We start from the raw sequence: 25,708 nt of genomic DNA on the forward strand, positions 1-25,708 counted from the left end.
GTCGGCGCCTCTCTGGCTTAGACGTGAACGGATCAGCGAAGACGCGACAGCTGCCTCGTGAGCTGCTGGTCGGCCGCCTTCAGTGTACCGGCGACATCAGCGCCGTTGCGAATGTCGCTGAAAGCCTTGTTCATAACAGTCTCGAACGTGACGTAGCCGATGGTGCGCGGACGACCAACGGCGGAGTTCTTCAGTTCGTAGTTGATGATATCGATCGCCGGTCCGATCTTGTCCGTCTCTGAACCGAGCTTGCTAGCGTAGGTCTTGAATGCCTCGGCGTTGGTCGGCGGCAGTGGGTTGGCAGACACTGTCAGGTAGTTTCCTTCCGCGTTCAACGATGCAAACTCGGCGAATGCGCGTGCTGCGTCCAGATGCTGGCTGTGCGGGTTGAGTGCGAGCGCCCACGAGCCCGTCGGCGTGACCGGCTTGCCATCTTTGAAATACGGAACTGGGGCGACACCGTAGTCGAGATCCTTGACGGCGTCATATCGTCCGAACGCCCACGGACCGCCGATCATGAAGGCGACTTCACCGTTCATGAATTGGTCATCAGTCTGTTCAGGTGTGACACCACGGGGAGAAAGACCTTTGGAGAAGAGGTCGCTGTACCACTGGGCGGTCTTGATCCAGCCATCGCTCGCGATGTTCGATTCCATCAAGCCGTCGCCCTTGAGGCCCGGTCCAGCGCCAGCAGACTCGAAGAGCATCTGGAGCTGATAGTAGCGATCAACTTGCTGGAACTCTACGCCCCACTTGGCCCCTGCCTTCTGGGTCGCGGCGGCTTGCTCGAGCAGTTGATCCCAGGTCAGGCGCTTGCCGGGATCGCCCGACGGAGCCTCGATTCCGGCCGCCTTCAGTAGTTTGCGATTGTAGAAAAGAAGCTGCGTCGAAGTCCACATCGGATAGGCGTAGACTTTTCCGTTGTAGCTGACCTGCTCGAAGTCAGTGGGGGTCGGGTTTGCAGCCTTGATGGCGTCGGCACGATCAGAGACATCAAGAAGATAGTTCTTCGAGGCGAAGGCAGAAATGCGCGGCGTATCCGCTTCAATGACGTCGATACTGCTGTCGCCTTGACCAACGCGGGATTCGATCGCGGCATTCAGGTCGTTGAAGGGCACGGACTGATGCACGACCTTGATGTCGGGATGAAGCTTCTCGAACGCATCGATGACCGGTTTGAACGTCGCATCGTACTCTGCGCTCAGAAAAGTGATCGTTGTTTTCTCCTGAGCCTGCGCCGCCCCCCCAAGGATTAACGTCGCCGCACCAAATACCGCAGTCGATAGCCACAACAGCTTTTTCATTGCCTTCCTCCTCAAATGTGCACACATGTGCAGGTCGGCATCTGTTGCATTTGAGGAAAGCGTTGTCAATCGTTCAGGCAGTTGGGTCGGTCGACTGCCGCACGATGAGTTTTCCTTGGACCTGAAGATGCTCGCCGCCTTGGCTACCCTCGCCTCGCAGTTGCTCCAGGACACTCTTCACGGCGAGCTCGATCATATGTGGAACGTTCTGATCGACAGAGGTGAGGTTGTAAGACTGCCATGAGCCGATGATGGAGTTGTCGAAGCCGGCGACCCGCAGATCCTCTGGGATCTTCAGGCCGAACTCAGCGCGGGCAATATCGATCACGCCGATCGCCATTAGATCGTTGGCGCAGAAAATTGCGTCGGGGACAATTGGTCCTGAAAGAAGCTTCCGCGCTGCTGCAACACCGCTGTCGTGAGTGTAGTCACCGCTTTCAATGGCAATTGGTGCAGTGCCGCGTTTCACCAGAGCCCGAACGAAACCAACTTCCCGGTCCCGGCTGCTGGAAGCCTCCGTCTTGCCAGATACGAGGGCAATTTTTGAGCACCCGATGTCAAGCAAGTGGTCTGCAATCGCAGCGCTTCCAGCGATATTGTCGCAGGTTATCGACGTGATCCAGTCTTGCGGAAAGTATCGATTGATTGCGACCACGGGCAGTTTTGTGCGGCTTATATTGTCGGTGAGCGCCGATGAAATAACGGCGTTTGTCACTATGAGAGCGTCAACTTGGTAGGACAAAATCTGCGAGATTTGACCGCTGGTGCTTGTCTCATCGCCGAAAAGGACGAGTGAAGCCAGGCCCTGACTTTGCAGCGCAGCTCCGATTTTTTCGAGCGTATCTGCATAGAACGGATTCTGAAGATCCGCAGAAATGACGCCGATGATGCCGCTACGCTGGGTCTTGATGCTCCGGGCCATCGCATTCGGATGGTAGTTGAGCGTCTTTGCTGCGCGCAGCACCTTTTCTCTCGTGGCCTCTGAGACATAGGCGTCCGGGGTAAACGTTCGCGACACTGCCGATCTGCTGACGCCGGCTAGGCGAGCAACATCGATTGAACGGGAACGCCCCTCTTTTTTGTCACTCATATCACTCTTTCTCTTGACCATCGATAAAGGCTTTCTGTAAAGACTGCACACGTTCTCACATTGTGCAGTCGCTGTAGCTACGTACCATCAACACCCGAATTTTGGGAGATGGCCGCGGATGGAGAATAAACGGGAGGAATTGCGCATGGGTGTTGTTGAGCTTCGGGGTCTGAAAAAATCTTACGGCCAGGTGGAAATTGTTCACGGCATCGATCTCAAGGTTAATCCCGGGGAGTTCCTCGCATTGGTGGGGCCGTCGGGGTGCGGCAAATCCACTCTCCTGAGAATGGTAGCGGGCCTCGAGACTATATCGGCAGGTGAAATCCTCTTCGATGGAAAAGTCGTCAACTCGCTGGATCCGAAACAACGCAATGTGGCGATGGTGTTTCAGAATTATGCGCTCTATCCGCATATGTCGGTCCGAGAAAACATGTCCCTCAATCTGCGGCTCTCGGGCGTAGCTAAGTCGGAAATCGGCAGGCGGGTCGATGAAGCGGCCAGGCTACTTCACATCGATGCGATTCTTGATCGGCGCCCGTCCCAGTTGTCGGGCGGACAAAGGCAGCGTGTCGCGATGGGCCGGGCAATCGTACGCGACCCTGCCGTGTTCTTGTTCGATGAACCTCTCTCAAATCTCGACGCCAAGCTCCGCGTAATGATGCGCGCCGAAATCAAGGCTCTGCACCAGAAGGTTCGGACAACATCGATCTATGTGACGCACGACCAGATCGAAGCCATGACCTTGGCTGATCGCATTGCTGTTCTCAACGGTGGCCGGGTCGAACAGATCGGATCGCCCATCGAACTCTACAACAACCCCACGAATAAATTCGTCGCCGGGTTCATCGGCTCACCAGCGATGAACTTCATTCCAGGCAAGATCGAAAATGACCACGCGGTCGTTGATCAGGTTTCCAAAGGCCTTCCCACTGTGCCTTTGGCCAACATCGCTAACGGAACCGCGGTGGAGTTTGGCATTCGACCTGAGCACTTGCGCCTTTCTGGCGACGAAACGGGCCTGCCGGGCACTGTGCTTCAGGTCGATCAGACCGGCTCGCAAACCCACATCGTTGCCGACGTGTTGGGATCGCCAGTGACAGTCGTTCTGGACGGGATGGTGATGCTCAGTCCGGAGGAAAAAATCAGGCTCAGCGCAAAGGCTGACGACATTTACTTGTTCACGGCTAGCGATGGGAAAGCCGTCGGGCCGCGTCCAGCACCACGGTTAAGGGAGAAAACTTGATGATTCAACTTGGCTACGCCGACCGAATGAGAATGCTTGAAGCGCCCAAAGGCCGTGTGAAATGCGTTCTGGATACCGACACGTTCAACGAAATCGATGATCAGTTCGCGATCGTGCAGATGCTGCTGTCGGCCGACCGACTTGATCTGCAAGCGATCTACGCAGCGCCGTTTCACAACGATCGTTCGAAAGATCCCGGACATGGGATGGAACTGAGTCACGACGAAATCCTCCGTCTGCTCAAACGCATGGACGTCAATCCGGAGGGCCTCGTCTTCGAAGGTGTCAGGAATTACGTCGGGCCGGGGAAAGTTGCACAACATGCTCCTGCGGTCGATGACCTCATTGCGCGCGCACGGGCGAGCTCTTCCAATGATCCTCTCTATGTGGTGGCGATCGCGGCAATCAGTAACGTCGCCTCCGCTATCCTGAAGGCGCCCGATATCATCGACAAGATTGTGGTTGTTTGGCTTGGGGGCCATGCTCTCGAATGGCCGGACACATCGGAATTTAATCTCCGCCAGGACGTTGGCGGTGCGCAGGTTCTCTTTGACAGCGGTGTTCCAGTCGTATTGCTGCCATGCCTCGGAGTTGTTTCGCATCTTCTCAGCTCCGTTCCTGAGATCGAACAACATGTCGAACCTTTTGGCGAGATCGGCAAGTTTCTCGCACAGCGGTACAAGGAGTATTCGGACGACCATGTGGGCTGGTCGAAAGAAATCTGGGACATGGCGCCGGTTGCCTGGCTTCTCAATCCGGATTGGTGTGAAAGCATTATCACCCACACTCCAGTGCTCACCGATCAGGTCACTTGGAGTGTCGACCAAAAGCGGCACCCTATGCGGTACGTCTATCGGATACATCGCGACCCGATCCTAAAGGACTTCTTCGAAAAGTTAAGAGCACGATAGAACGGCGGGGTGTGAGCCGGAGGTGGGCAAGCTGGCCCAAGTCGCGTCACCGCTAAACCAGCGTCCTCGGATCGCCTCCCAGATTTGAGGACAAAATGGAGGCCCACAACGAGTTGTGGGCCTCTCACCGATCTCTTTGTATTCCCCATTCGAAAGAGCCTCGATGAGCAGCCAGACATTCGATGTTTTTGTGATCGGCGGCGGCATCAATGGCTGCGGGATAGCGCGCGATGCGGTCGGGCGCGGATATTCGGTCGCGCTGGCGGAGATGAACGACTTCGCCTCGGGCACATCTTCGGGGGCCACCAAGCTCATCCATGGCGGCTTGCGCTATCTCGAACACTATGAATTCCGCCTCGTGCGCGAATCCCTGATGGAGCGCGAGGTGCTCTGGGCGATGGCGCCGCATATCATCTGGCCGATGCGCTTCGTGCTGCCCTATCACAAGGGTGGCATCCGCCCTGCATGGATGATCCGGCTCGGCCTGTTCCTCTACGACCACCTGGGCGGTCGCAAACTGCTGCCGCCGACAACAGTGCTCGACATGCGTCGCGATCTGGCTGCAAAACCGCTGAAAGCGCTGTTTACCAAGGCCTTCGAATATTCCGACGGCTGGGTTGACGACGCCCGCATGGTCGTTCTCAACGCCCGCGACGCCGCCGACCGCGGCGCCAACGTCCTGCCGCGCACCAAGGTCGTTTCCGCCCGCCGCGATGGCGCGCTCTGGATCATCGAGACGGAAAACACGGCGACCGGCGAGAGACGCGCCTTCCAGGCCCGCTTACTGGTCAATGCCGCCGGCCCGTGGGTCGATGATGTCATCCGTTCCGCCTTCGGACAGAACGAGGCCCGCCATGTCCGCCTCGTGCAGGGCAGCCATATCGTCGTGAGGAAGAAGTTCGACGATCTCCGCGCCTATTTCTTTCAGAACCCCGACAACCGCATCATTTTCGCAATCCCTTACGAGCGGGATTTTACGCTGATCGGCACCACCGACCGCGACTATGGCGGCGATCCCAAGGACGTGGCGATATCTCAGGACGAGACTGATTACCTCTGCAAGGCCGTGAGCGAATATTTCAGGGAGCCAGTCAGGTCCGAAGATATCGTCTGGACCTATTCTGCCGTGCGCCCCCTTTACGACGACGGCGCCTCCAAGGCGCAGGAAGCGACGCGCGACTATGTGCTGAAGGTCGAGGGAACAGCCGGGGAAGCGCCGCTCCTCAACGTCTTCGGCGGCAAGCTGACTACCTATCGCCGACTCGGCGAACATGCGCTGGAGAAGATCGGCGAGGCGATCGGCGTCAAGGGCGCGCCCTGGACGGCAAAAAGCCACCTGCCGGGCGGCGATTTTCCGGCGACTGGCTACGAGGCCGAAGTCGGCAAGCTCAAGGCGCGCTATCCCTTCCTCACGGATCCACACGCTCGCCGGCTTGTGCGCCTCTACGGCACCCGCTCCGGCTTGTTGCTCGGGAAAGCATTCTCGAACGTCGATCTGGGGCGGCATTTCGGGTCGGACCTCTACGAGGCCGAGGTTCGCTATCTCATAGAGCATGAATGGGCCTTCACCGCTGAAGACGTGCTCTGGCGGCGGACCAAAGTGGGACTTCACCTGAGCGTGGAACAGGGCAGACAGTTGACGGCGCTCTTCCAAAGCATGCCGGCGTGTGCGGCCAAATAGGCAAGTGAGTAATCAGAGTCTTCGTGAGGAGGGGTCCGATTTCGAGCATAGGCAGGCATTCGGGAGGAAATCAATCTAACCCTTGAAGGAGTACATATTGCCGCCGCTATTCCTCTTGCTGATCGCAAAGCGCGTTGCTTTAGGAGCAATACTCCTGCTTGCCGTCTCAGTTCTGATTTTCGCAGGAACCCAGGTGCTTCCCGGCGATGTGGCGCAATCCATACTCGGCCAGTCGGCGACGCCTCAAGCGCTCGCCAACCTTCGGGCGTCCATGCATCTCAACGATCCGGCCTATGTCCGGTATTTCAGGTGGCTCTGGAGTGTTCTTCATGGCCACCTTGGCATAGCTCTCACCAGCGGCCAGGATATCGCCACCTCAATTAAGGAGCGGCTGTGGAACACGCTGTTCCTTGCCTTTTGGTCGGCGGCAGTCGCGGTGCCTCTGGCAATCATCCTTGGGCTGACAGCGGTGCGTTATCGCAACGGTTGGGTCGACAAGCTGATTTCGAGCGTGGCGCTCGCCTCGACCTCGGTGCCGGAATTCTTCATCGGCTATGTGCTGGTGTTCTTCTTCGCGGTCAAATACCAGATCTTCCCGGGCATCTCGACCGTCTATCCCGGTATGTCATTCCTCGAGAAGATGCAGGCGATTGCGCTGCCGGCCACCGCACTGACACTCGTCGTGCTCGCCCACATGATGCGCATGACGCGGGCGACGATTCTCAACGTCATGCAGTCTGCCTATATCGAGACTGCAGAGCTCAAGGGCCTCACTGCCTTCGAGGTGATCAGAAGGCATGCTCTCCCCAACGCCATCGCCCCGATTATCAACGTGGTGATGCTCAACCTTGCCTATCTCGTCGTCGGTGTCGTGGTGGTCGAGGTGATCTTCGTCTATCCCGGAATGGGGCAATATCTGGTCGACCATGTCGCCAAGCGCGACGTGCCGGTGGTGCAGGCCGTCGGCCTGATTTTCGCCGCCGTCTATGTCATCCTCAACATGATCGCGGACGTGGCGTCCATCCTCGCCAATCCGCGGCTCCGGCATCCGAAGTGAGGGCGGTCATGTTCAGACGCATCCCGCCCGGCGCCCTCATCGGGCTTGTCTTCACAGCGGCATTCCTGCTGGTAGCGATCTTGGCGCAGCTCATCGCGCCATATGGTCTTGGCGAAATCGTCGGCGATGTTTGGCTGCCTGTCTCGGCGAAATTCCCGTTTGGGACCGACAATCTCGGCCGCGATCTCCTCTCGCGCATGATCTACGGTGCCCAGACTACGATCATGATCGCGGTGCTGGCGACGGCACTCGCCTTCTCGCTCGGCGCCATCCTCGGTTTCGCTGCCGCGGTGACTGGCGGGTGGTTCGACATGCTGGTGTCGCGCGTCGTCGACATTCTAATGGCAATCCCGACACTGATCTTCGGCCTAGTCGTTCTCTCGGTCCTGCCGTCGAACATCTTCACTCTGATCATCTTGATGGGCATCCTCGACTCGACCCGCGTTTACCGCCTGTCCCGGGCGGTGGCCGTCGATCTCAACGTCATGGATTTCGTCGAGGCGGCCAAGCTGCGCGGCGAGGGCAAGCTGTGGGTGATCTTCGCCGAAATCCTGCCCAATGCACTGTCGCCGCTGGTCTCCGAACTCGGCCTGCGGTTCATCTACGCCGTGCTGTTCCTGTCGGCGCTCTCCTTCCTCGGCCTCGGCGTGCAGCCGCCGGATGCGGATTGGGGCGGCATGGTCAAGGAAAACAAGGACGGCATCGTCTTCGGCATTCCGGCGGCACTGATCCCGGCCGCGGCCATCGCCGTCCTCGCCATCTCCGTCAATCTGGTGGCCGACTGGGTGCTGAACCGCACCACGAGCCTCAAGGGAGGGCGCGGCAATGGCTGATACTCTGCTCGATATCCGCAACCTCCGCATCGAGGCGACGGCCTATCCGCCCGGCGAGGCGCCGAAGAAGGTGACGCTGGTCGACGATGTCTCGCTGAAGCTGGAAAAGGGCAGGGTGCTCGGCCTGATCGGCGAATCCGGCGCCGGCAAGTCGACCATCGGCCTTTCCTCGATGGCCTTTGGCCGCGGCGGCGTCCGCATCACTGGCGGCGAGGTTATCCTCAACGGCCGCGACATTCTCAAGGCCGGCCGCAACGGCCTCCGCAAGCTGCGCGGCAAGGAAGTCTGCTATGTCGCGCAATCCGCGGCTGCCGCCTTCAATCCCGCCCAGCGGCTGATGGACCAGGTGGTCGAATCCTCGCTTAAGCACGGCGTCGCCAATCGCGCCGAGGCCGAGCGGCGGGCCGTCGCCCTGTTCCGCAAGCTCAGCCTGCCGAACCCGGAGACGATCGGCAACCGCTATCCGCACCAGGTCTCCGGCGGCCAGTTGCAGCGCGTGATGACGGCGATGGCGCTCTGCCCGGAACCGGACCTGATCGTTTTCGACGAGCCCACGACGGCGCTCGACGTCACCACCCAGATCGACGTGCTCGCGGCGATCAAGGAAGCGATCCGCGACACCCATGTCGCCGCCCTCTATATCACCCATGACCTTGCAGTGGTGGCGCAGGTGGCTGACGACATCATGGTGCTTCGGCACGGCAAGCTGGTCGAGAAGGGTACGACCCATGACATCATCAAGCAGCCGAAGCAGCCCTATACCCAGGCGCTGGTCTCGGTGCATCATGTCGAGCACGAGGAAAAGCACCCGACCAGCAAGCCGATCCTGGCGGTCAAGAACGCCACTGCCGCCTATGGCCGCGGCATCGTCAAGGTGCTCGACAACGTCTCCGTCGAAATCCATCCCGGCCAGACGTTGGCCGTCGTCGGCGAATCCGGGTCCGGAAAGTCGACGCTCGCCCGCGCCATCACCGGCCTGCTGCCACCCTCCGATGGCGAGATCACCTTCTCCGGGCGCAAGCTGCCGCGCAAGCTGGCCGACCGTACCAAGGACGATCTGCGCGAATTACAGATGATCTACCAGATGGCCGACGTGGCGATGAATCCGCGCCACACCGTCGGCACGATCATCGGCCGGCCGCTGACCTTCTATTTCGGCCTGCGCGGCGAAGCGCGGCAGAAGCGGGTGCTGGAACTGCTGGAAGAGATCGAGATGGGCAAGGGCTTCATCGATCGCTACCCGGCCGAACTGTCCGGCGGCCAGAAGCAGCGCGTCTGCATCGCGCGTGCGCTGGCGGCCAAACCGAAGCTGATCATCTGCGATGAGGTGACCAGTGCGTTAGACCCCCTGGTGGCCAATGGGATACTCAAGCTTTTGCTCAATCTTCAGAAGACAGAGCACGTGGCATACCTCTTCATCACGCACGATCTCTCGACTGTTCGTTCGATCGCCGATTCCATTGCGGTTATGCACCGCGGCCAAGTGGTTCGCTACGGTGCGAAGAGCAAGGTTCTGAACCCACCCTTCGACGACTATACCGACCTGCTCTTGTCATCCGTGCCAGAGATAGAGATTGGCTGGCTCGAAAGACATTCGAGGCACAGAAACCGAACGATTTCCGGAGGATAGCAAGCGATTGCGCCGGATAACCAATGCGCTGGGGTAAAGATGAGTGCCCTAACGGGAAGACTGGAAGGCGCGCGGAGGTCAAACGTCCGCGTGGGGATTTGTGTCAACGGAGATCGACGAACATGAAGACTGAACTCGACTACCTTACCGTCCTCGCTACCATGGGGCAGATTTCACGTAGAGCGTTTCTCGGGCGCGCAGCAGCACTTGGTGCGTCGGCAATAGTGGCAAACTCGCTTGCTACGCAGGCGTTTGCGCAGGCGCCGGTAAAAGGGGGCATTCTCAAAGCTGGTATGCAGGGCGGCAATTCAACCGATAGCCTAGATCCAGCGCTCAGCCAGAATCCGGTGAGCTACAGCCTCGGGAAGTTGTGGGGAGAATACCTGGCGCGCCTTACACCCGGAGGCGACCTTGAATATCTGATTGCCGAAGAGATTGGTTTCGGCCAAGACGCAAAAACGTGGACCATAAAGGTGCGCGATGGCGTCGAGTTTCACAACGGAAAGACTGTTACAGCCGATGACGTAGCCGCGACAATTATGCGACACGCCGACGCAAAGTCGAAGTCAGGTGCCCTCGGCATTTTAAAGAACATAGTAGACGTATTCGCCATGGGCAAGGAGGTTGTTGTCACCCTTGACCAACCAGATGCTGACTTTCCGTACCTTATGACTGACTATCATCTGATCATACAACCAAACGGCGGAAGAGATAAACCGGATGCCGGGATCTCTGCCGGCCCCTACAAGCTGTCTGTCAATGAGCCGGGCGTCCGCCATGGCGGCGAGAGGTTCGCTAACTTCTGGCGCGGTGACAAGGCTGCGCATGCCGATCAGGTGGAGATCATCGTCATCAACGATGCCACCGCACGCGTCGCCGCCTTGCAGGGCGGACAGGTTCAGTTGATCAACCGCGTCGAGCCCAAGGTCGTGGGTCTCCTGAAGAGGCTGCCGGGCTTAAGTGTCGAGAACATTCTCGGTCGTGGATTTTATACATTCAACATGTTCTGCGACACCAGCCCCTTTGACAACTTCGATCTTAGGATGGCGCTCAAGCTCGCGCTTGATCGGGAGCAAATGCTCGACAAAATTCTCTTCGGATACGGAGCACTCGGTAACGACTACCCCATCAATGCGGCTTATCCTCTTTTTCCGGAAGGGATCGAGCAGCGCAAGTTCGACCCTGAAAAGGCCGCTGACCACTACAAGAAGTCGGGTCATTCCGGATCTATCCTCCTGCGTACCTCCGATGTTGCGTTTCCGGGCGCTGTCGATGCGGCGCAGCTCTATCAGCAGAGTTGTGCAAAAGCCGGCATCACAATTGAAATCAAGCGTGAGCCAGGCGATGGCTATTGGTCGGACGTGTGGAATAAGCAGCCGTTCTCCCAATCATATTGGGGAGGCAGAGCTACTCAGGACCAAATGTATTCGACCGGCTACTTTTCGTCAGCAGATTGGAATGACACTCGGTTCAAGAACCCGGAATTCGACAAAATGCTGCTGACAGCCCGCGCGGAACTGGACCAGACGAAACGCAAGGCGATCTATACCGACATGGCTAACTTACTACGAAATCAGGGTGGCTTGATCGTGCCCTTCTTCAATCACAACATTGATGTGATCAATGCCAGCAAGGTCGGAGGCTATGTCAAGAATCCGAACGGCGAGCTGATGGATGGTTACGCTTTGTCAGAATGCTGGCTAGCTGCTTGAACAGAGTGCGGTCGACGGCGTCATGTCTCGCGCAGCCGTAGGCCATGCGATCAGCATGCAGAATGCTGTGACCAATCGCGCCATCTAGGACGGACGCCAGATTCGAACGCCAGGGTCTCGTCTTCACCTCAGTTGGATCAAAATTATCGTTCCCCGCTAATTGCGGGGAGCTTTTCATTCATTGGAAACAAGCTTTCGGAGATGTGTGTGAGCAGGACTGGATTTGTAATGGCGATCGATCAAGGTACGACCTCCTCGCGGGCAATCGTCTTCGATGCCGGAATGCAGGTTGTTTCGTCGGCCCAGCGCGAGATAAACCAGATCTACCCGCAACCTGGCTGGGTCGAGCACGACCCGATCGACATCTGGGAGAGCGTTAGTGCTACGATCAGAGAGGCGTCGTCGGCGGGAGGCATCTCCCCGGGTCAGATTGCGTCCATCGGGATTACCAATCAACGGGAGACGGTCGTTGTATGGGACCGCAAGACCGGGTTGCCACTTTACAATGCGATCGTGTGGCAAGACCGCCGGACGGCCGACGCGTGCGCTCGCCTGAAGGCCGACGGTATTGAAGAGGCGATAATCACTCCCAAAACAGGCCTTCTTCTCGATCCATATTTTTCGGCCACTAAGCTCGCGTGGTTGCTGGCAAACGTCGATGGGTTGAGAGCTCGCGCAACCGCGGGTGAAGTCTGCTTTGGCACGGTGGATAGCTGGCTAATCTACAAGCTTACTGGTGGCCGTCGCCATGTGACAGACGTCACCAACGCATCCCGGACGCTGCTTTTCGATATCGAAAAATGCGAATGGGACGAGTCATTACAGACTTTGTTTGGCATTCCGACTTCGATGCTGCCGGAAGTTCTCGAAAATTCGGACGACTTTGGCCATACTGATCCCGCCGTCGTTGGCGCTACAATCCCAATTAACGGTGTTGCCGGCGATCAGCAGTCCGCCGTCATCGGCAATGCTTGTTTCGAGCCCGGCATGATCAAATCGACCTACGGGACAGGTTGCTTCGCGTTGCTCAACACAGGACAGGAGCGGGTTTCATCGACCAATAGGATGCTCACGACAGTTGCATACAAGCTCAAAGGAAAGGTCACGTATGCGCTTGAAGGCTCCATTTTTGTTGCGGGAGCTGCAGTCCAGTGGCTACGGGATGAGCTCGGTATCATCACGACTGCATCGGAAATAGGGCCGCTTGCCGCAAGCGCTGACCCAAGCCAGGCGATCTTCGTCGTCCCAGCATTTGTCGGTCTAGGTGCGCCGTACTGGGATCCGGACGCACGCGGAGCGATATTTGGCCTCACCCGGAACACCGGGAGGGCGGAATTAGCTCGAGCAGTTTTGGAGTCGGTAGCGCTCCAGACACAAGACCTCGTGGCAGCCATGACGAATGACTGGACACGTCACGCTGCAATTAGCCGCATCAGGGTGGACGGAGGAATGGCAGCGTCCGATTGGACGATGCAGCGTGTTGCAGACATTGTCGGGATGCCCGTCGAGCGACCAGCGCTCATCGAAACCACGGCACTAGGGGCGGCCTGGTTAGCGGGATTTCGTTCGGGAGTGTGGCCGGGGGCTGCTGAGTTCGAAAAGTCATGGGCTCGCGATGGCATTTTCACCCCTTCTCTGAGTGAGCAGAGCCGGGAGGCCAAGATTCGCGGCTGGCGGGACGCTGTGTCGAGAACACTTTCACGCCCAATGGGCGGTCACATGGTTTGACTACAAAGATCATTTGGGCCGTTGTGCCGAACTCTGCAACACAGACTGCTTCAGCAGCCGCAACCCTAGTTCAATTTCGCTCTCATTCGATGCCGCGAACCCCACCATAAGAGCTTTGCGAGGTGATCTTCCGTTCGCGAAGTAATACGAGAGCTGTTGGACACCTAGCCCGCTCTGTTCGCATTGAAACAATACCTCATCCTCATCTATAGATTGATCCTTGTAGTAGCAAAGATTGTAAAAGCCGGGTGCAAATTCAGGCAGCTCGAACACATCGCTCAAGTCGGACTTGAGGATGCTAAGGAATCGCTCCTGTCGCTTCGCATAGATTTTTCGCACTCGGTGCAGGTGTCGCCCGTAGTGTCCATCTTCGATCAGCCGCGCAATGGTTTGCTCCGTAAGTTGAGGCAGGGCCCTATAGCGGATCTGGATCAGTTCGCGGCACTTGTTCGCAAGAGCTTTTGGCAAGATCATGTAGCCGGCACGTAGTGAGAGCAATAAAGTCGAGGTAAACGCCCCGACGTGCACGACCTGTCCCGTCTGATCTAATGCCTTGAGCGGGGGGACGGGACTGCCTCGATATCTAAAGTCGCTTGCATAGTCATCCTCAATGATCAACGCTCCACTTTCGGAAGCCCAATTCAGCATTTCAAGCTTGCGCTTCAAAGGCATCGAAACATTCATTGGTTGCTGTTTCGCAGCGGTAACGAAGGCAAGTTTGACATTGTGACGGCTGACGGAGGATGGATTTGGGCCGGATCCATCGACGAACATCGGTTCGATCTTGGAACTGTGAGATTCGAAGATCGAGCGTATTGCCGGCATACCAGGCTCCTCAAAGGCGACAGTGTCGCCCGGGTCGAGAAGAAGCTCAGCCAACAGAGCCACAGCATGATGAGCTCCGAGGGTGGTAACTACTTCTTCGGGGTCGCATCGGATACCGCGACTGACTGCTAGATGCTGAGCAATTTGCTCCTCTAACAAGGAGCGAACGGGAAGCTCTCGATAGTTGAGCGTTCGATAGTCCCAATCCGTAAAGACCTCCTTGGTAATGCTGGTCCATATCCGCGTCGGGAACAGTCGGTGGTCGGGTGTGGCCATGTCCAATAGCTGCGAGCCGTTGCTAGGCTTTCGAGACTGACGCCATGTTAGTGTGCTTCCACGCTGCGACATCAGTTTCTGGAACCATCTGGAAACTGTCGGGCCTTGATCTGTGTTTGTGCTGGATTTGTTTGCGACGCGGCCAGGAACATTCTCGACATATATTCCGCTTCCGCGGACTGCTCGAATGTAGCCTTCGGCGGCGAGCCGATCTAGGGCGGTGATCACCGTAAACCTCGAGACGCCCAGGCTTTGCGACAATACGCGAGACGACGGGATCCTTGTCCCGCCTCTGACTGAGCCAGAGACGATCATCATCCTCAGCCCGTCATAAAGCTGAAGGTGCAAAGGATGATCGCTGGCAGCGTCCAGCGGCAATCCGTTGGGATCAAAACCCTCTATCGTTCGGCTAATGATCGCCTCCATGTGTGTGACAAGTGGACTGGTGGTTTATGTGATTTCTGGACATGTATGCCAGCACACTTTCCGACTAAAATCTACCGCGAAGAGAGCCTGCTGTTGGCGGCCTATGGGCACATCGGGTTTCACATATGCATTGTTGGGGCTGCGCTGGCCGATGGAGTTCGCCTGCGTAGGAAAGGGAGGAATGATGCCCGATATCGTTCTGATCTCCCTGACTGCCCACGATTACCCACAAAAACAGCCTCACCTGACTTTGTACGTAGCTCTCTTAGCAAATAGAGAGGGTTGGACGTGACGAAACTGATTGCAGGAATTGTCGGACATTACGACGCCATCTGTCACTTGGAGGCGCTCGACAGCTCGCCGGAGGTAGACCGCATCGTCGTGTGCGATCTTGATGCTCGCCAATTCGACACTCTCAAAGGGCGGTTTGCCAAGCTAAGCGCACTTTACCGTGATCTCGAAGAAATGCTGCTCCATGAGAAAGTGGATGTTGTATGCGTTGGCATGTCGGACGAACAAGATTTGGAGCGCGCTACCATAGTCCTGAATGCAGCTGTAAACCTCATTCTAGCAAAGCCTTTCGCCGAAGACCTTGCTGCTGCCGAAGCGGTCGTGCACTTGGCCGCCCAAGTCGGCGTGAAAGTGATGGTCACGCAAGAAGCGCGCTTTCGTCCCCGATTCATGAAAATTCGAAAAATGATAGAAAATGGCTTCTTCGGTGAAATCATTCATATCAGGTTGGGAGGCGCGCTGCTGGCAGATGAACGTGTTCCTGGAGACCTTTGGATTGAGGGCGTTTCAGAAGGAGCTTCGAAAGTCGCGTCCATTCAGGAGATTGATTTGCTCAGGTTCCTTATGGACGAGGAGATCGTGGGCGTTAGCGCGATATCTGACAAGCTTGGACCATCTCCGACATTGAGTGGAGGTACGGTTTGTGCGCTATTTCAGTTCGCTGGCGGCTGTATCGGTCAGACAATGATCGGCACTGACAATCGTAGAGCAATGCCCGGTTCAAAAGACGACGAGTTTCGATTGATTGGAAGCAAGGGAATGGCAGTCGGATACAGAGCGTATGCCGACGGCTTCAATGCTTGGACTCCACTTCCAGACTGCGAGGATGAAGCAAGACTCGGCGCACTCGCTGCCCTGAAGGCCTTCGTGGGCTCACTAGCGTCAGGGGTTCAGTTGCCCGCTTCGGGCGAAGAGGCGCTCCGATCACTTCAACTTCGGAAAGCGGTAGATCGAGCGGTGGCCGCGGAGCCTCACACCGTCATCGTCCCATAGTCCGTGGACAGCGGGCGGTGAGGCTTGTCTCTACCCCTCTCTCTAGCTACCGCTGACTGCCCGAGGGGAAGACAATATCCTGATCAACAAGAACATTGAATTTGTATCCGGGGCGGATCTCCAGTGTCGGCTGCACATCAAGGTTTCGATCGATGGTGCGTTCGGTCACACGCCCAAATGTCTCAGCAAAATTGCGCCGGGCTGCGTCTGACGCGGTATCCTGCGTAGCAAGGGTCGAGCTTTGAGGCAGTGACATATCTATGCCAGTTCCGATCATTGCGATGAGCACGGCGGAGCCGAACGTCTTCAGGTAGTGATTGTTCACTCTGTCCTTGAAGCCGCTGTAGCCCTGTGCGTCCGTGCCGGACATGCCGCCGATCTGCAGTGTTGAGCCGTTCGGAAAGATGATATCCGTCCAGACGACGAGCACCCGGCTCTGACCGAATGAAACCTTGCTGTCGTACCGCCCGAAGAGCTTCGTCCCCTGCGGAATGAGAAGATAATGGCCGGTCGCGCTGTCGTAGACGTTCTGGCTGACTTGGGCGGTGATGCGGCCGGGAAGGTCGCTGTTGATCCCGCTGATCAGGGTTGCCGGTATGACCGACCCGCGCTTGAGTTCATATGGCGATCGCTGCGGCACCACCTGGTTCGGCAGATAGCCCAGTTCCTTGATGTCGGCGTTGAAGAAACTCTCCTTGGAGGTCTGGCCGTTCGGATCAACGTTCTGCCCGCCAAGGCCGTTTCTCAAAGCGGCGGAATAGAGATCCGATACGCTGGTCGGTGACGCATTGTCCTGGGCGGTCGCCGCGTTGGACCGATCGGCCGCCACGTCGGATTTGGCCTCGAGCTTGCTGCGATCGAGAGCAAGCGGCGCGTCATAGGCGGCGGCATTTGCCTGCAATCTCGCCATGCGTTGGCGCTGGCGCTCCCGCAAATACTGTTCGTCCTGCTCACGCTGGAGACGTGCGCGCCAGGCCGCGTCCGGTTCGAGCTCGCTCTTCTTCTCCTTTTCCGTCGTCGTCGGCTCGGCGCTGAAGGGGTTCTTCGCCGTCTCCTGCCTGGTCTCGACGGGCGTCGGCTGGAAATTCTGCGTCTGCTGCGGCTCTCCGATGATGCCGTCGGTTACCCCCTGTTTCAACTGATCGGCATAGGTGGAAGCCGGCGTTCCCGTCGACTGGTCGATGCCCGCATTGTTCCCGAAGTACAGTCCCCTGCCCGCCAGTCCGAAGACGATGACGGCGAGGAAGAGGACAGCGAGCACGATCACGATGATGACCGGCAGGCGGTTGACGCGCCGCATTCCGGGCGCCTTGCTGTTGTTCGACGTTCCACCGAGTTGCAATGATTGCACCATGTTTGTCTCTCCCCTACCCGCGCTGCATGACGGACAGCGGACTTGCAGGCGTCGCACCGGCGGCGGTGACGCTATAGGCGCGACCGATCTCGACACCGGCGGTCGATAACCGTGCGAGCACCTGCCCCTCGAACGGTTCGAGCGCATAGGCGAGCGTCACGAGTTTTGCTTTTTCGTCTGTCTTCTGATCGGTCACCACGGCATAGCCCCACCCCTTCAGCGCGCTTTCCAGCGCCTGCCCGAACGGAGAGTTGTCCTGTTTGAAGGCCACGGTCACCTTCCTCTGACCAATCTGCTCGGCAAGTCGGCTGACCATATCGCCGGCGATGGCGCTCGCGGCCGGCCCGGAGATTTCCGGCGGGGCGTTGCTTGAGGTGAGCCCATCCACGCCGGAAGACTGGCAACCGGAGACAAGGATTGAGACGGTGGCGGCGAACGCTATGGCGCGAATAGTGGTGAAGAACCGCATTACCGCCCTGCCCGCTTGATCGTGACCTTCTGTTGCTTCCAGCCGACCCCGGACACCAGCACGGCGCGATCGATCGTATAGTCGACCACCATCATGCCGCTTCGCATGCGGTAGTTGACGATGCGGTTCTCGCCGCCCGAGACGACGAACAGGACAGGAGCGTCCTGGGAGGACATGGATTTCGGGAACTGGATATAGGTCTTTGTCCCGTCGGTGTAGACCCGCGTCGGCCGCCAGCTCGCCCCGCCAGAGACGGAATAGGCGAAGTTCAACTGCTCCGCCGGGACGCCGGCGCCCGGGATCGTGCTCGCCTCCAGCCGGGCATTGATGTCAGCCAGTTTCGTGGAGACGTCCTCGGGATATTCGAACCCGACGCGTGCCATGTATTGCGTCGGATGGGATTTGAGCTGGATATGATAGGTCCGGCGCGATGTGGTCACGACCATGGAGGTGACGAGGCCCGGCTCAGCCGGCTTGACGATCAGATGGATCGCCTGCCCACCGACGGCGCCAGAGGTTGCCGGCTCGACCTTCCAGCGCACGGTATCGCCAACCAGAACGTCGCGGACGATTTCGCCGGCCTGGAGTTCGATGTCGCAGACCTGGAGCGGCGAGCAGACGACCGAGGGCTGCACTTCTCCGAACAGGAAGACGACCTTGCCGTCGGTCCCTCGTGTGACGAGCCCATTCTTTCCCCGCCATTGCCCGGAAATGTTCGTGCCCTTCGTCTCGTTGGCGCTCATGCTCTGGGCGAAGGCTACCGGGAGGGACGCGGGGAGCACTGCGAGCGCGGCGGGGGCCGCGATCGCAAGCACGGCCCGGACGGTTCTGGTTCTCATCTTCATTATGGCCATGCCTTTCAAAGCTGCGCAGTCCAGTCGAAATCGCGGAGATAGAGGCCGAGGGGATTGAGTCGGATGACTGCCTCGTCCTGCGGCGGCGTCAGCGTCACCGTCGCTATGCCGCGAAAGCGCCGGACAGCCGTTTCCTTGCCCTTCCGGTCGCGCTCGTATTCCGTCCAGTCGATCTGGTAGGACTGGCTCGAAAGGGCGACGATGTTGTTGACCTCGATGGCGACGGTGGCGTTCGTGGCCTTCTCGAACGGCGAATTCCCCCGAAACCAGCTATTCACCTTCTCCGTCGCAGGATCGCCCGTCCTCAGCAGCGCATAGGTGCGATCGATATATTGCTTCTGAACGACCGCATCGGGCGTGACCGACCTGAAGTTCGTGATGAAGCCGCCGAGCGTCGCGCGCACCACGCGCGGATCGGCATATTCGATCTGTTGCGGGAAGCCCGCATTCGCGGCTGTGCCAAGCTTGTCGACCTCGACGATATAGGGGACCAGCTTCACCTGCGTGCTCTGGAAGAGCGCATAGGAGAAACCGATCACCGCCATCAGCATTCCCGTGATGCCGACGATCCGCCATGCCCGCGCTGCCTGGACATAGGAGCCGTAGCGTTCGTTCCACTCCTGCCTCGCCGCGAGATACGGGTTGTCGGGTGCGTCATGCAATGCCATGCGCCCTCCCCGCCGCCGTTGCGGATTCCTGCCGTTTCATGTCGTAGCCCTATTTCCCGGATGGATTCTTGGGCGCGAGCGAGGATTTGCGCGCCTCCTCGAGCTTTGCGTTGGCGAGCCCCAGCGTCGATGTTCCGTAGGTGCCCCGGCCGCCCATCGCCTGATCGCGCGCCGCCGAGGCAAGAGCGCCGCCCGCAGCACCTACCCCGCTCGCCATGCCCTTCAGCGCTGCACCCGCCATCGAGGAGCCGGTCGACCGGGCATCGGCATAGGCGGCAGCCCCCACTTTCGCGCCGCCCATGCCGAGCGAGGCCGTGCCGACGGTCGCGGCGGCCGCAAAGCTGGCCGCCTGCGAGCCATGGCGGATGGTTTCCATGCCACCGGTGACCGAGACCCCCTGGACGACACCCTGCATGATGTTGGGCACGTACATGGCAATCACGAACACGACCACGGCGATGCCGGCGATCGCCAGCGCCGTCTGATAGTCGTCGCCGACGGACGGACTGCTGGCCAGGCCGATCAGCACATCGGAGCCGATCTTGGCGATCATCACCAGGGCCATCAGCTTCATGCCCACGGAGAAGGCGTAGACGAGATAGCGGACTGCGAAATCCTTGGTGTAGGAGCTGCCGCCGAGCCCGAGCATGATCATGCCGGCGAGCAGGCCGACATACATCTCGACCAGAACGGAGATGAAGATCGCGGCGACAAGCGAAAACGCGATCACGCTGACGATCATCGCGAGTGCTGCCGACAGCGCCAGCGCATTGTCCTCGAACAGGCCGAAGCTGATCTTCTCCGACATCTTCGATGCCACCGTCAGACCAGCGTTGAATACGTTGGCGGGCGAGGCCGAACCCGAGCCGGCGCCCAACTGGTAGAGGCTATCGACGACCGCCCTGGCGAAGCTCGGACCCTGGTCGAGAATGAAGACGAACAGTCCGATGAACATGATGCGCCTGACGAGCTCGGCAAACCAGGCGTCGAGTGAGGCGGCGTTGATCGCAAGCCAGACGGCGGCGATGCCGACCTCGATCCCCGCAAGGATCCAGAACAGCGACCGCGCGGCATTCATGACCGTTGTTTCCCAACCCTTGGCCGCTGCGACGATCTGGTTTTCCAGCTCGGTCAGCACGCTGCCTTCCTGGGCGTGGGCAGGCCCGGCCGCCAGCAAGCAGACAATCAGAGCCCCGTGCGCGATCAGCAATCCTCGCGGCGATAGAGCGATCTTCACCATCTCGGTTTCATCTCCTGCCCGTTCTTGAGGTCGAATTCGCGCTTCTCCCCGAAGAACTTCTTCGCCTCTTGTTGGTGGTCACTGATACCTTGCGAGCCAGCGGGTGCGGCATTCACTGGCCGGTCGGCTTGTCCCGCCGGCATGACCAGCCAGACGAGTCCGCCGCCTGCGGCGGCTATGACGAGAACGGCGACTATGATTTGCAGCCTGGACATCACCATCTCGGCTTCATCTCCTGTCCGCCCGTCATGCTGGGCGTTTGTGATTTGAAGAACTCTTCTCGCCGCGCCTGCGCGAGATCCTGTTTGGCCTGTTCCGACTGATACCAGGTGCCCATCATGGTCATCTGCTGCGAGACGAGTCCGCGCAGCTTCTGGAGCTGGCCCACCTCCTGCGCGGCAATCTCATGCCCGACCTGGAGCGCCTTCATCTGCCCGTCGGCCGACTCCGACATCGAACGCAGAGAGGACATGGTGGATTCCTCGCTGGAGAATTGCTCGGCGGTCAGGTTTGCCGCCTTCAAAGTGCCGGCGATCGTGTCGCGATTGGTGGTCGACCAGTTCTGATAGGTGGAAGAGAAGCTGTCGTTGTTCGGTAGCGCCGTCTTAAAATCGGCAAAGCTCTGGAAGCGTTGTCCAAGGACATCGTCGACATTGCCCATGGAAAAGGCGATGCCTTGCCCCTGGGCTGCGATGCTCTGGAGCTGCTTCAAGTCATTTTCGACCTGGCCCCAGATATGCTCGGGAAGCTGCGCGGTGTTCTGCAGCATGTTCTCGTAGATGTGCAGCTGGTTCTGGATTTGCTCCGCCAGCTGGTTGATCTGCGTGATCTGATTGTTGACCTGCTCGGCCGACTTGCCGACGAGGCCGATCAGCTCGGTGTTGTTAGCGATCTGGGTGAACTCGGTCGCCTGGCCGGTGACGCCGCCGGCGTAGACGGCCGTCGTTGCCGCCGGCAGGATCATAAGAACGACCGCGGTCGCGGCGAGCCCTTTACCAGGTGTTCTGAAGAAGCGATGGCGCATGGGCAATCCCCCTTTGCTGGAGCCAATGGACAGGCCAGTCGGCCCCATGTTCGGAGTGAAGCGTGCGGATGCGCGCCAGATCGTCCTTGCCGGAGGCGCCAACGAAGGAGAGCGCGACAGGGCCGAGCGACATATCAAAGAGACGCCGGCCCTCCGGCGAGGCGACATAATATTCGCGCTTGGGCTGGGCGTTTGCGACGATCTCGATCTGGCGAGAATTGAAGCCGATGCGTTCGTAGAACTCCCGCGTCCCCGTTTCGCGCGCCGCCCCATTCGGCAGGCAGATCTTGGTCGGGCAACTCTCCTTCAGCACGTCGATGATGCCCGAACGCTCGGCATCGGAAATTGACTGCGTGGCAAGCACCACAGCGCAGTTTGCCCTACGCAGCACCTTCAGCCATTCCCTGATTTTCTCACGGAACACGGGATGTCCCAGCATTATCCACGCCTCGTCGAGAATGATGAGGCTCGGAGCTCCGGTCAGTCGTTTCTCGACACGGCGGAACAGGTAGAGCAGCACAGGCACAAGGCTTCGTTCGCCCATGTTCATCAGTTCCTCGACCTCGAAGGTCTGGAATGCGCCGAGCGACAGCCCGTCCTGTTCCGCGTCGAGCAACTGCCCCATCGGTCCATCGACTGTGTAGTGGTGGAGCGCCTCCTTGATCTCGCGCATCTGGACGCCGCTCACGAAATCGGAGAGCGACCGGCCCCGCGACTGCGCCATCAGGCCGATCTGGCGCGAGATGGCGTTGCGGTAGTCGGGGGTGATTGTCACGCCCTGCAGCGCCACTAGCGTCTCGATCCAGTCCGACGCCCAAGCGCGGTCACTGTCCGACGAAAGTTCGGCGAGCGGACTGAACGCAAGCTGCGGCGATGCGCCCTTACCGTCTGTGAGGGAGTCTCCACCGATTTCGTAGTGATCTCCTCCGATCGCGATTGTCAGCGGCAACATCGAGCGGCCCTTGTCGAAGGCGAAGACCTGGGCGCCGGCATAGCGGCGGAACTGCGCGGCGATCAGCGCCAGCAAGGTGGATTTGCCCGAGCCGGTCGGACCGAAGATCAGCGTATGGCCGACATCATCGACGTGCAGGTTAAGCCGGAACGGCGTCGAGCCGCTGGCGACCTGCATCAGTGGCGGGCTCCCAGGCGGGTAGAACGGGCAAGGCGCTGTAGGATTTCCCGACCAGACCGAATTCATCGGGACGAGATCGGAGAGGTTGCGCGTGTTGACGAGCGGTTCGCGGATATTGGCGTAGGAGACACCGGGGAGGCTGCCGAGGAAAGCATCGGTTGCGTTCAGCGTCTCGATGCGGGCGCCAAAACCCTCCGACTGAACAAGGCGTCGGATGGCCTCGCACTTCTCCTGGAGCCGGCCGTGGTCTTCGTTGAACAGCACGATAACAGGCGTATAGTAGCCATAGGCGACGAGCTGGGACGACGCCTCGGCAATGGCGTCCTCGGTTTCGGCCACCATCAGCATGGCGTCCTGATCGACCGAACGGCTCTGCGTCTGGAAAAGCTGGTCGAAGAACGGTCGAACCTTCTGCTGCCACTTCTTACGGGTCCGCTCCAACCGCGCTTTCGCCTCCTCTGCATCGAGGAAGACGAAGCGGGACGACCAGCGATAGGTGAGCGGCATCAAATCGAGGGCGTTGAGGATGCCTGGCCAACTCTCGGCCGGCAGGCCGTCGATCGCGACGACGCCGAGAAAGCGGTTCTCGACAGTTGGAGTCAACCCATGCTGAAGCTCGGCAGTGACCAGCCAGTCGAGATACATCGGCATATCAGGCAGGCGGATCGGGTGGTTCTCACCAGTGATGCAGAAGCGGACGAACTGGAACAGCTCGTCATAACGAGCGACACGGAAGCCGCCACGCTCCTCTGTCTCCTGCGTGACCATCCTTCGGATGGAGACGACATTGCCGAGGTACTGCTCAACCTCGCGAATAGACGTCAGAAAGGAGTCGAGCGCCGTGTCGGCATAGGTGGTAGAACGGCTTCGCGCATCGGAATAGATATACCGGGCCAGGCCGGATCGCCTTGGTTCCGGCGGCCGCCAGGTCAGAATCAGCCCATGCCGGCTCTCGAAATGCCCGCTTTCCCGTTCGAAATGGGACCGGCGCTCGGCGTCGATCGCGCGGGTGACCGGATCGGGAAAATGACAGGCGTCGCTTGCGGGATAATCAGTCGCAGGCACGCGGATCGCCTCGACCTGGATCATCCATCCGGAGCCCAGCCGCGACAGGATCGCATTGATCTGGCGCGACACGTCGTTCCGCTCGGCGTCGGTCGAGCTTTCGCTGTCAGGGCCTGAGAAGTACCAGCCGGCCATCAAGGAGCCGTCCTTTAGCAGCATCACGCCGTTGGCGACCAGTCCTGCATACGGGACGAGATCGGCAAAGGACGGGCCGGTTTGTCGGAAACGCGCCAGAGACACCATGGCCGCCCCTCAGTACCGCCGCCACGGCGACGAGGTCGCGCGGTAGGTGCTCTTGTATTTGATGTGGCGGACATAGACCTTGCGCATCAGTGGATCACTCTTCGCCATCATCCGCAGTGCGGCGACGGCCACGAGCCAGATCGCTATCCCGAACATCGCCGCGTACCAGGTCAGGACCACGAAGATCAGGATGACCGCGGCAAGCCCAGTGACGAGCACGAGCTCGCGGTCGGCACCCATGAGGAGATTCGGGCGCGACAGCGCCCGATGGATGCGCGAACGTGCGAGAAGGGTTCCGGGCTCAGCCATGAGCACGCTCCCCTGCCGAGAGAATCCAACGGCCACCGTCTGTCTCGATTGCGGCAATCACCGCGCCGGTCGAGCCGAACAGCGCAACGATCTGCGTGGCGCCGAGGAGCACGCCGCCGACCAGCGCGATATAGCAAAGTCGTCTCGCGAAGTCGTTGAGCTCGCCACCGAAGATCAGCATGCCGCCGGCGATCGCGACGGCTGCGAGGGCGATGAAACCTGCGACCGGGCCGGTGATCGACTGCTGGATCTGCTGGAGCGGCGATTCCCATGGCAGGCCGCCGCCGCCCGAGGAGGCAAATGCCGGCTCGATCAGGACGAGGCAAAGGGTAAGCGCCAAAGCGCTGCGGACAAGAATGGAGTGGCATTCACGCGACATGGCGTTCCTCGTCGATCTGCGGGTAAGTTTCTGTTTCGTATTGGGTGCCGTTAAAGCGATCGACATGGACGACGTCGCGAACGCGCCGTCCCTTCGGCGTGCGCTCGACCGAGACAACGAGGTCGACGGCCTCCCCGATCACTTCGCGCATCGGCTGCTGGCTGACTTCGGCTGTCAGTTGTTCCAGCCGGCGCAAGGCCGACATTGCCGTGTTGGAATGGATCGTCGTGACGCCGCCCGGATGTCCCGTATTCCAGGCTTTGAGGAGCGTTAGCGCCGCGCCGTCGCGGACCTCGCCGACGATGATGCGGTCGGGCCTGAGGCGCATGGTGCTTTTGAGCAGCCGGGCCATGTCGATCGTGTCGCTGGTATGAAGAGCCACGGCATTGGAGGCGGCGCACTGGATTTCGGCGGTGTCCTCCAGAATGACCAGCCGGTCGTCCGGGGCGTTCTCGACGATCTCGGCAATGACGGCATTGGCGAGCGTCGTTTTGCCCGATCCCGTTCCGCCGGAGATGACGATGTTGAGCCGCGAGGAAATCGCACTCCGGATGACGTCGGCCTGGCGCTGGGTCATCACCTTCGACCTCACGTAGTCATCAAGGGGGATGAGACGCGATGCCCGCCGGCGGATGGTGAAGGTCGGGCTAGCGACGATCGGCGGAAGCAGTCCCTCGAAACGATGACCACCGATCGGAAGTTCGCCGGAAATAATTGGACGGTCCTCGTCGGCCTCCGATTGCAGCGCATGCGCGACACTGCCGATGACGACTTCGGCCACGGCCGCCGACATTTCGCCGGCGGGCGCCATGCTGTGCCCCAACCGCTCGATGAACAGCTTGCCATCGGGATTGAGCATGATCTCGACGACGCCGGGATCGTCGAGCGCGACGCAGAGTTGATCCCCGAGTGCTTCCTGAAGTTTGCGGATCAGACGTGGATGAGAGCGGAGCTGGTTCACGTCCGGCCCC

23 protein-coding genes are annotated in these 25,708 nt (G+C 59.4%); 9 read left to right on the forward strand and 14 right to left on the reverse strand.

The window, feature by feature from the left end:
- Positions 1-32 precede the first annotated feature (32 nt).
- Together ACQZ6J_RS24925 and ACQZ6J_RS24930 are read right to left on the reverse strand one after the other, a co-directional pair.
- Positions 33-1,304: a sugar ABC transporter substrate-binding protein gene (locus ACQZ6J_RS24925; RefSeq protein WP_449086073.1), complete on the reverse strand. Its 1,272-nt coding sequence runs from the start codon at positions 1,302-1,304 to the stop codon at positions 33-35.
- Positions 1,305-1,377: 73 nt separating this feature from the next.
- Positions 1,378-2,394 carry a LacI family DNA-binding transcriptional regulator gene (locus ACQZ6J_RS24930; RefSeq protein WP_449086074.1) on the reverse strand — a complete coding sequence of 339 codons (1,017 nt, stop codon included), beginning with the start codon at positions 2,392-2,394 and terminating at the stop codon, positions 1,378-1,380.
- Positions 2,395-2,539: 145 nt separating this feature from the next.
- Here ACQZ6J_RS24930 and ACQZ6J_RS24935 point away from each other — a divergent pair, with 145 nt between their 5' ends.
- The 8 genes from ACQZ6J_RS24935 (at position 2,540) to glpK (ending at position 13,189) form a co-directional block, all read left to right on the forward strand.
- Positions 2,540-3,637: an ABC transporter ATP-binding protein gene (locus ACQZ6J_RS24935; protein WP_449086075.1), complete on the forward strand. Its 1,098-nt coding sequence runs from the start codon at positions 2,540-2,542 to the stop codon at positions 3,635-3,637.
- Complete coding sequence (locus tag ACQZ6J_RS24940; protein WP_449086076.1) at positions 3,637-4,548, forward strand: nucleoside hydrolase; 912 nt, start codon at positions 3,637-3,639, stop codon at positions 4,546-4,548. Before ACQZ6J_RS24935 ends, ACQZ6J_RS24940 begins: the two co-directional genes overlap by 1 nt.
- Before the next feature lie 163 nt (positions 4,549-4,711).
- A complete protein-coding gene (gene glpD / locus ACQZ6J_RS24945) occupies positions 4,712-6,229 on the forward strand; it encodes a glycerol-3-phosphate dehydrogenase (RefSeq protein WP_449086077.1) in 1,518 nt (505 codons plus the stop codon).
- 97 nt (positions 6,230-6,326) lie between these two features.
- On the forward strand, positions 6,327-7,286 hold the full coding sequence (locus tag ACQZ6J_RS24950; protein WP_449086078.1) for an ABC transporter permease: 960 nt from the start codon (positions 6,327-6,329) through the stop codon (positions 7,284-7,286).
- Between the two features lie 8 nt (positions 7,287-7,294).
- Positions 7,295-8,119 carry an ABC transporter permease gene (locus tag ACQZ6J_RS24955; protein ID WP_449086079.1) on the forward strand — a complete coding sequence of 275 codons (825 nt, stop codon included), beginning with the start codon at positions 7,295-7,297 and terminating at the stop codon, positions 8,117-8,119.
- Positions 8,112-9,749, forward strand: coding sequence for an ABC transporter ATP-binding protein (locus ACQZ6J_RS24960; RefSeq protein ID WP_449086080.1), 1,638 nt, complete (start codon positions 8,112-8,114; stop codon positions 9,747-9,749). Before ACQZ6J_RS24955 ends, ACQZ6J_RS24960 begins: the two co-directional genes overlap by 8 nt.
- 122 nt (positions 9,750-9,871) lie before the next feature.
- Entirely contained in the window at positions 9,872-11,461 is a 1,590-nt protein-coding gene (locus ACQZ6J_RS24965; protein WP_449086081.1) for an ABC transporter substrate-binding protein, read from the forward strand.
- A gap of 201 nt (positions 11,462-11,662) precedes the next feature.
- Positions 11,663-13,189 carry a glycerol kinase GlpK gene (glpK, locus tag ACQZ6J_RS24970; RefSeq protein ID WP_449086142.1) on the forward strand — a complete coding sequence of 509 codons (1,527 nt, stop codon included), beginning with the start codon at positions 11,663-11,665 and terminating at the stop codon, positions 13,187-13,189.
- 9 nt (positions 13,190-13,198) lie between these two features.
- On the opposite strand, the gene pdxR is transcribed toward glpK, so the two are convergent.
- Positions 13,199-14,716 (reverse strand): MocR-like pyridoxine biosynthesis transcription factor PdxR, encoded by a 1,518-nt coding sequence (gene pdxR / locus ACQZ6J_RS24975; protein ID WP_449086082.1) that lies wholly within the window; start codon positions 14,714-14,716, stop codon positions 13,199-13,201.
- 288 nt (positions 14,717-15,004) lie between these two features.
- Here pdxR and ACQZ6J_RS24980 point away from each other — a divergent pair, with 288 nt between their 5' ends.
- Entirely contained in the window at positions 15,005-16,000 is a 996-nt protein-coding gene (locus ACQZ6J_RS24980) for a Gfo/Idh/MocA family protein (RefSeq protein ID WP_449086083.1), read from the forward strand.
- A 46-nt stretch (positions 16,001-16,046) separates the two neighbouring features.
- On the opposite strand, the gene trbI is transcribed toward ACQZ6J_RS24980, so the two are convergent.
- The 11 genes from trbI to trbB are packed head-to-tail and all read right to left on the reverse strand — an operon-like array spanning position 16,047 to position 25,698.
- Positions 16,047-17,354, reverse strand: a complete 1,308-nt coding sequence (trbI, locus tag ACQZ6J_RS24985; RefSeq protein ID WP_449086084.1) for an IncP-type conjugal transfer protein TrbI — start codon at positions 17,352-17,354, stop codon at positions 16,047-16,049.
- Between the two features lie 13 nt (positions 17,355-17,367).
- Positions 17,368-17,823: a conjugal transfer protein TrbH gene (gene trbH, locus ACQZ6J_RS24990; protein ID WP_449086085.1), complete on the reverse strand. Its 456-nt coding sequence runs from the start codon at positions 17,821-17,823 to the stop codon at positions 17,368-17,370.
- Positions 17,823-18,662 carry a P-type conjugative transfer protein TrbG gene (gene trbG / locus ACQZ6J_RS24995; RefSeq protein WP_449086086.1) on the reverse strand — a complete coding sequence of 280 codons (840 nt, stop codon included), beginning with the start codon at positions 18,660-18,662 and terminating at the stop codon, positions 17,823-17,825. The genes trbH and trbG overlap by 1 nt, the downstream gene beginning before the upstream one ends.
- Positions 18,663-18,682: 20 nt before the next feature.
- A complete protein-coding gene (locus ACQZ6J_RS25000; protein ID WP_449086087.1) occupies positions 18,683-19,345 on the reverse strand; it encodes a conjugal transfer protein TrbF in 663 nt (220 codons plus the stop codon).
- Positions 19,346-19,394: 49 nt separating this feature from the next.
- On the reverse strand, positions 19,395-20,585 hold the full coding sequence (gene trbL, locus ACQZ6J_RS25005) for a P-type conjugative transfer protein TrbL (protein WP_449086088.1): 1,191 nt from the start codon (positions 20,583-20,585) through the stop codon (positions 19,395-19,397).
- Positions 20,579-20,800, reverse strand: coding sequence for an entry exclusion protein TrbK (gene trbK, locus ACQZ6J_RS25010; RefSeq protein ID WP_449086089.1), 222 nt, complete (start codon positions 20,798-20,800; stop codon positions 20,579-20,581). Before trbK ends, trbL begins: the two co-directional genes overlap by 7 nt.
- A complete protein-coding gene (gene trbJ / locus ACQZ6J_RS25015) occupies positions 20,800-21,609 on the reverse strand; it encodes a P-type conjugative transfer protein TrbJ (protein ID WP_449086090.1) in 810 nt (269 codons plus the stop codon). Before trbJ ends, trbK begins: the two co-directional genes overlap by 1 nt.
- Complete coding sequence (locus tag ACQZ6J_RS25020; RefSeq protein WP_449086091.1) at positions 21,578-24,049, reverse strand: conjugal transfer protein TrbE; 2,472 nt, start codon at positions 24,047-24,049, stop codon at positions 21,578-21,580. The genes trbJ and ACQZ6J_RS25020 overlap by 32 nt, the downstream gene beginning before the upstream one ends.
- Before the next feature lie 9 nt (positions 24,050-24,058).
- Positions 24,059-24,358, reverse strand: a complete 300-nt coding sequence (locus ACQZ6J_RS25025) for a conjugal transfer protein TrbD (RefSeq protein WP_449086092.1) — start codon at positions 24,356-24,358, stop codon at positions 24,059-24,061.
- Entirely contained in the window at positions 24,351-24,737 is a 387-nt protein-coding gene (locus ACQZ6J_RS25030; RefSeq protein WP_449086093.1) for a TrbC/VirB2 family protein, read from the reverse strand. The genes ACQZ6J_RS25025 and ACQZ6J_RS25030 overlap by 8 nt, the downstream gene beginning before the upstream one ends.
- Positions 24,727-25,698 carry a P-type conjugative transfer ATPase TrbB gene (trbB, locus tag ACQZ6J_RS25035; protein ID WP_449086094.1) on the reverse strand — a complete coding sequence of 324 codons (972 nt, stop codon included), beginning with the start codon at positions 25,696-25,698 and terminating at the stop codon, positions 24,727-24,729. The genes ACQZ6J_RS25030 and trbB overlap by 11 nt, the downstream gene beginning before the upstream one ends.
- Positions 25,699-25,708 lie beyond the last annotated feature (10 nt).

It is taken from the genome of Rhizobium sp. A37_96 (assembly GCF_053521765.1).

Coding starts and splice junctions, on each gene's coding strand:
- ACQZ6J_RS24925 (WP_449086073.1), bottom strand. CDS start 1,304: ATGAAAAAGCTGTTGTGGCTATCGACTGCGGTATTTGGTGCGGCGACG.
- ACQZ6J_RS24930 (WP_449086074.1), bottom strand. CDS start 2,394: ATGAGTGACAAAAAAGAGGGGCGTTCCCGTTCAATCGATGTTGCTCGC.
- ACQZ6J_RS24935 (WP_449086075.1), top strand. CDS start 2,540: ATGGGTGTTGTTGAGCTTCGGGGTCTGAAAAAATCTTACGGCCAGGTG.
- ACQZ6J_RS24940 (WP_449086076.1), top strand. CDS start 3,637: ATGATTCAACTTGGCTACGCCGACCGAATGAGAATGCTTGAAGCGCCC.
- glpD (WP_449086077.1), top strand. CDS start 4,712: ATGAGCAGCCAGACATTCGATGTTTTTGTGATCGGCGGCGGCATCAAT.
- ACQZ6J_RS24955 (WP_449086079.1), top strand. CDS start 7,295: ATGTTCAGACGCATCCCGCCCGGCGCCCTCATCGGGCTTGTCTTCACA.
- ACQZ6J_RS24960 (WP_449086080.1), top strand. CDS start 8,112: ATGGCTGATACTCTGCTCGATATCCGCAACCTCCGCATCGAGGCGACG.
- ACQZ6J_RS24965 (WP_449086081.1), top strand. CDS start 9,872: ATGAAGACTGAACTCGACTACCTTACCGTCCTCGCTACCATGGGGCAG.
- glpK (WP_449086142.1), top strand. CDS start 11,663: ATGTGTGTGAGCAGGACTGGATTTGTAATGGCGATCGATCAAGGTACG.
- pdxR (WP_449086082.1), bottom strand. CDS start 14,716: ATGGAGGCGATCATTAGCCGAACGATAGAGGGTTTTGATCCCAACGGA.
- trbI (WP_449086084.1), bottom strand. CDS start 17,354: ATGGTGCAATCATTGCAACTCGGTGGAACGTCGAACAACAGCAAGGCG.
- trbH (WP_449086085.1), bottom strand. CDS start 17,823: ATGCGGTTCTTCACCACTATTCGCGCCATAGCGTTCGCCGCCACCGTC.
- trbG (WP_449086086.1), bottom strand. CDS start 18,662: ATGAGAACCAGAACCGTCCGGGCCGTGCTTGCGATCGCGGCCCCCGCC.
- ACQZ6J_RS25000 (WP_449086087.1), bottom strand. CDS start 19,345: ATGGCATTGCATGACGCACCCGACAACCCGTATCTCGCGGCGAGGCAG.
- trbL (WP_449086088.1), bottom strand. CDS start 20,585: ATGGTGAAGATCGCTCTATCGCCGCGAGGATTGCTGATCGCGCACGGG.
- trbK (WP_449086089.1), bottom strand. CDS start 20,800: ATGTCCAGGCTGCAAATCATAGTCGCCGTTCTCGTCATAGCCGCCGCA.
- trbJ (WP_449086090.1), bottom strand. CDS start 21,609: ATGCGCCATCGCTTCTTCAGAACACCTGGTAAAGGGCTCGCCGCGACC.
- ACQZ6J_RS25020 (WP_449086091.1), bottom strand. CDS start 24,049: ATGGTGTCTCTGGCGCGTTTCCGACAAACCGGCCCGTCCTTTGCCGAT.
- ACQZ6J_RS25025 (WP_449086092.1), bottom strand. CDS start 24,358: ATGGCTGAGCCCGGAACCCTTCTCGCACGTTCGCGCATCCATCGGGCG.
- ACQZ6J_RS25030 (WP_449086093.1), bottom strand. CDS start 24,737: ATGTCGCGTGAATGCCACTCCATTCTTGTCCGCAGCGCTTTGGCGCTT.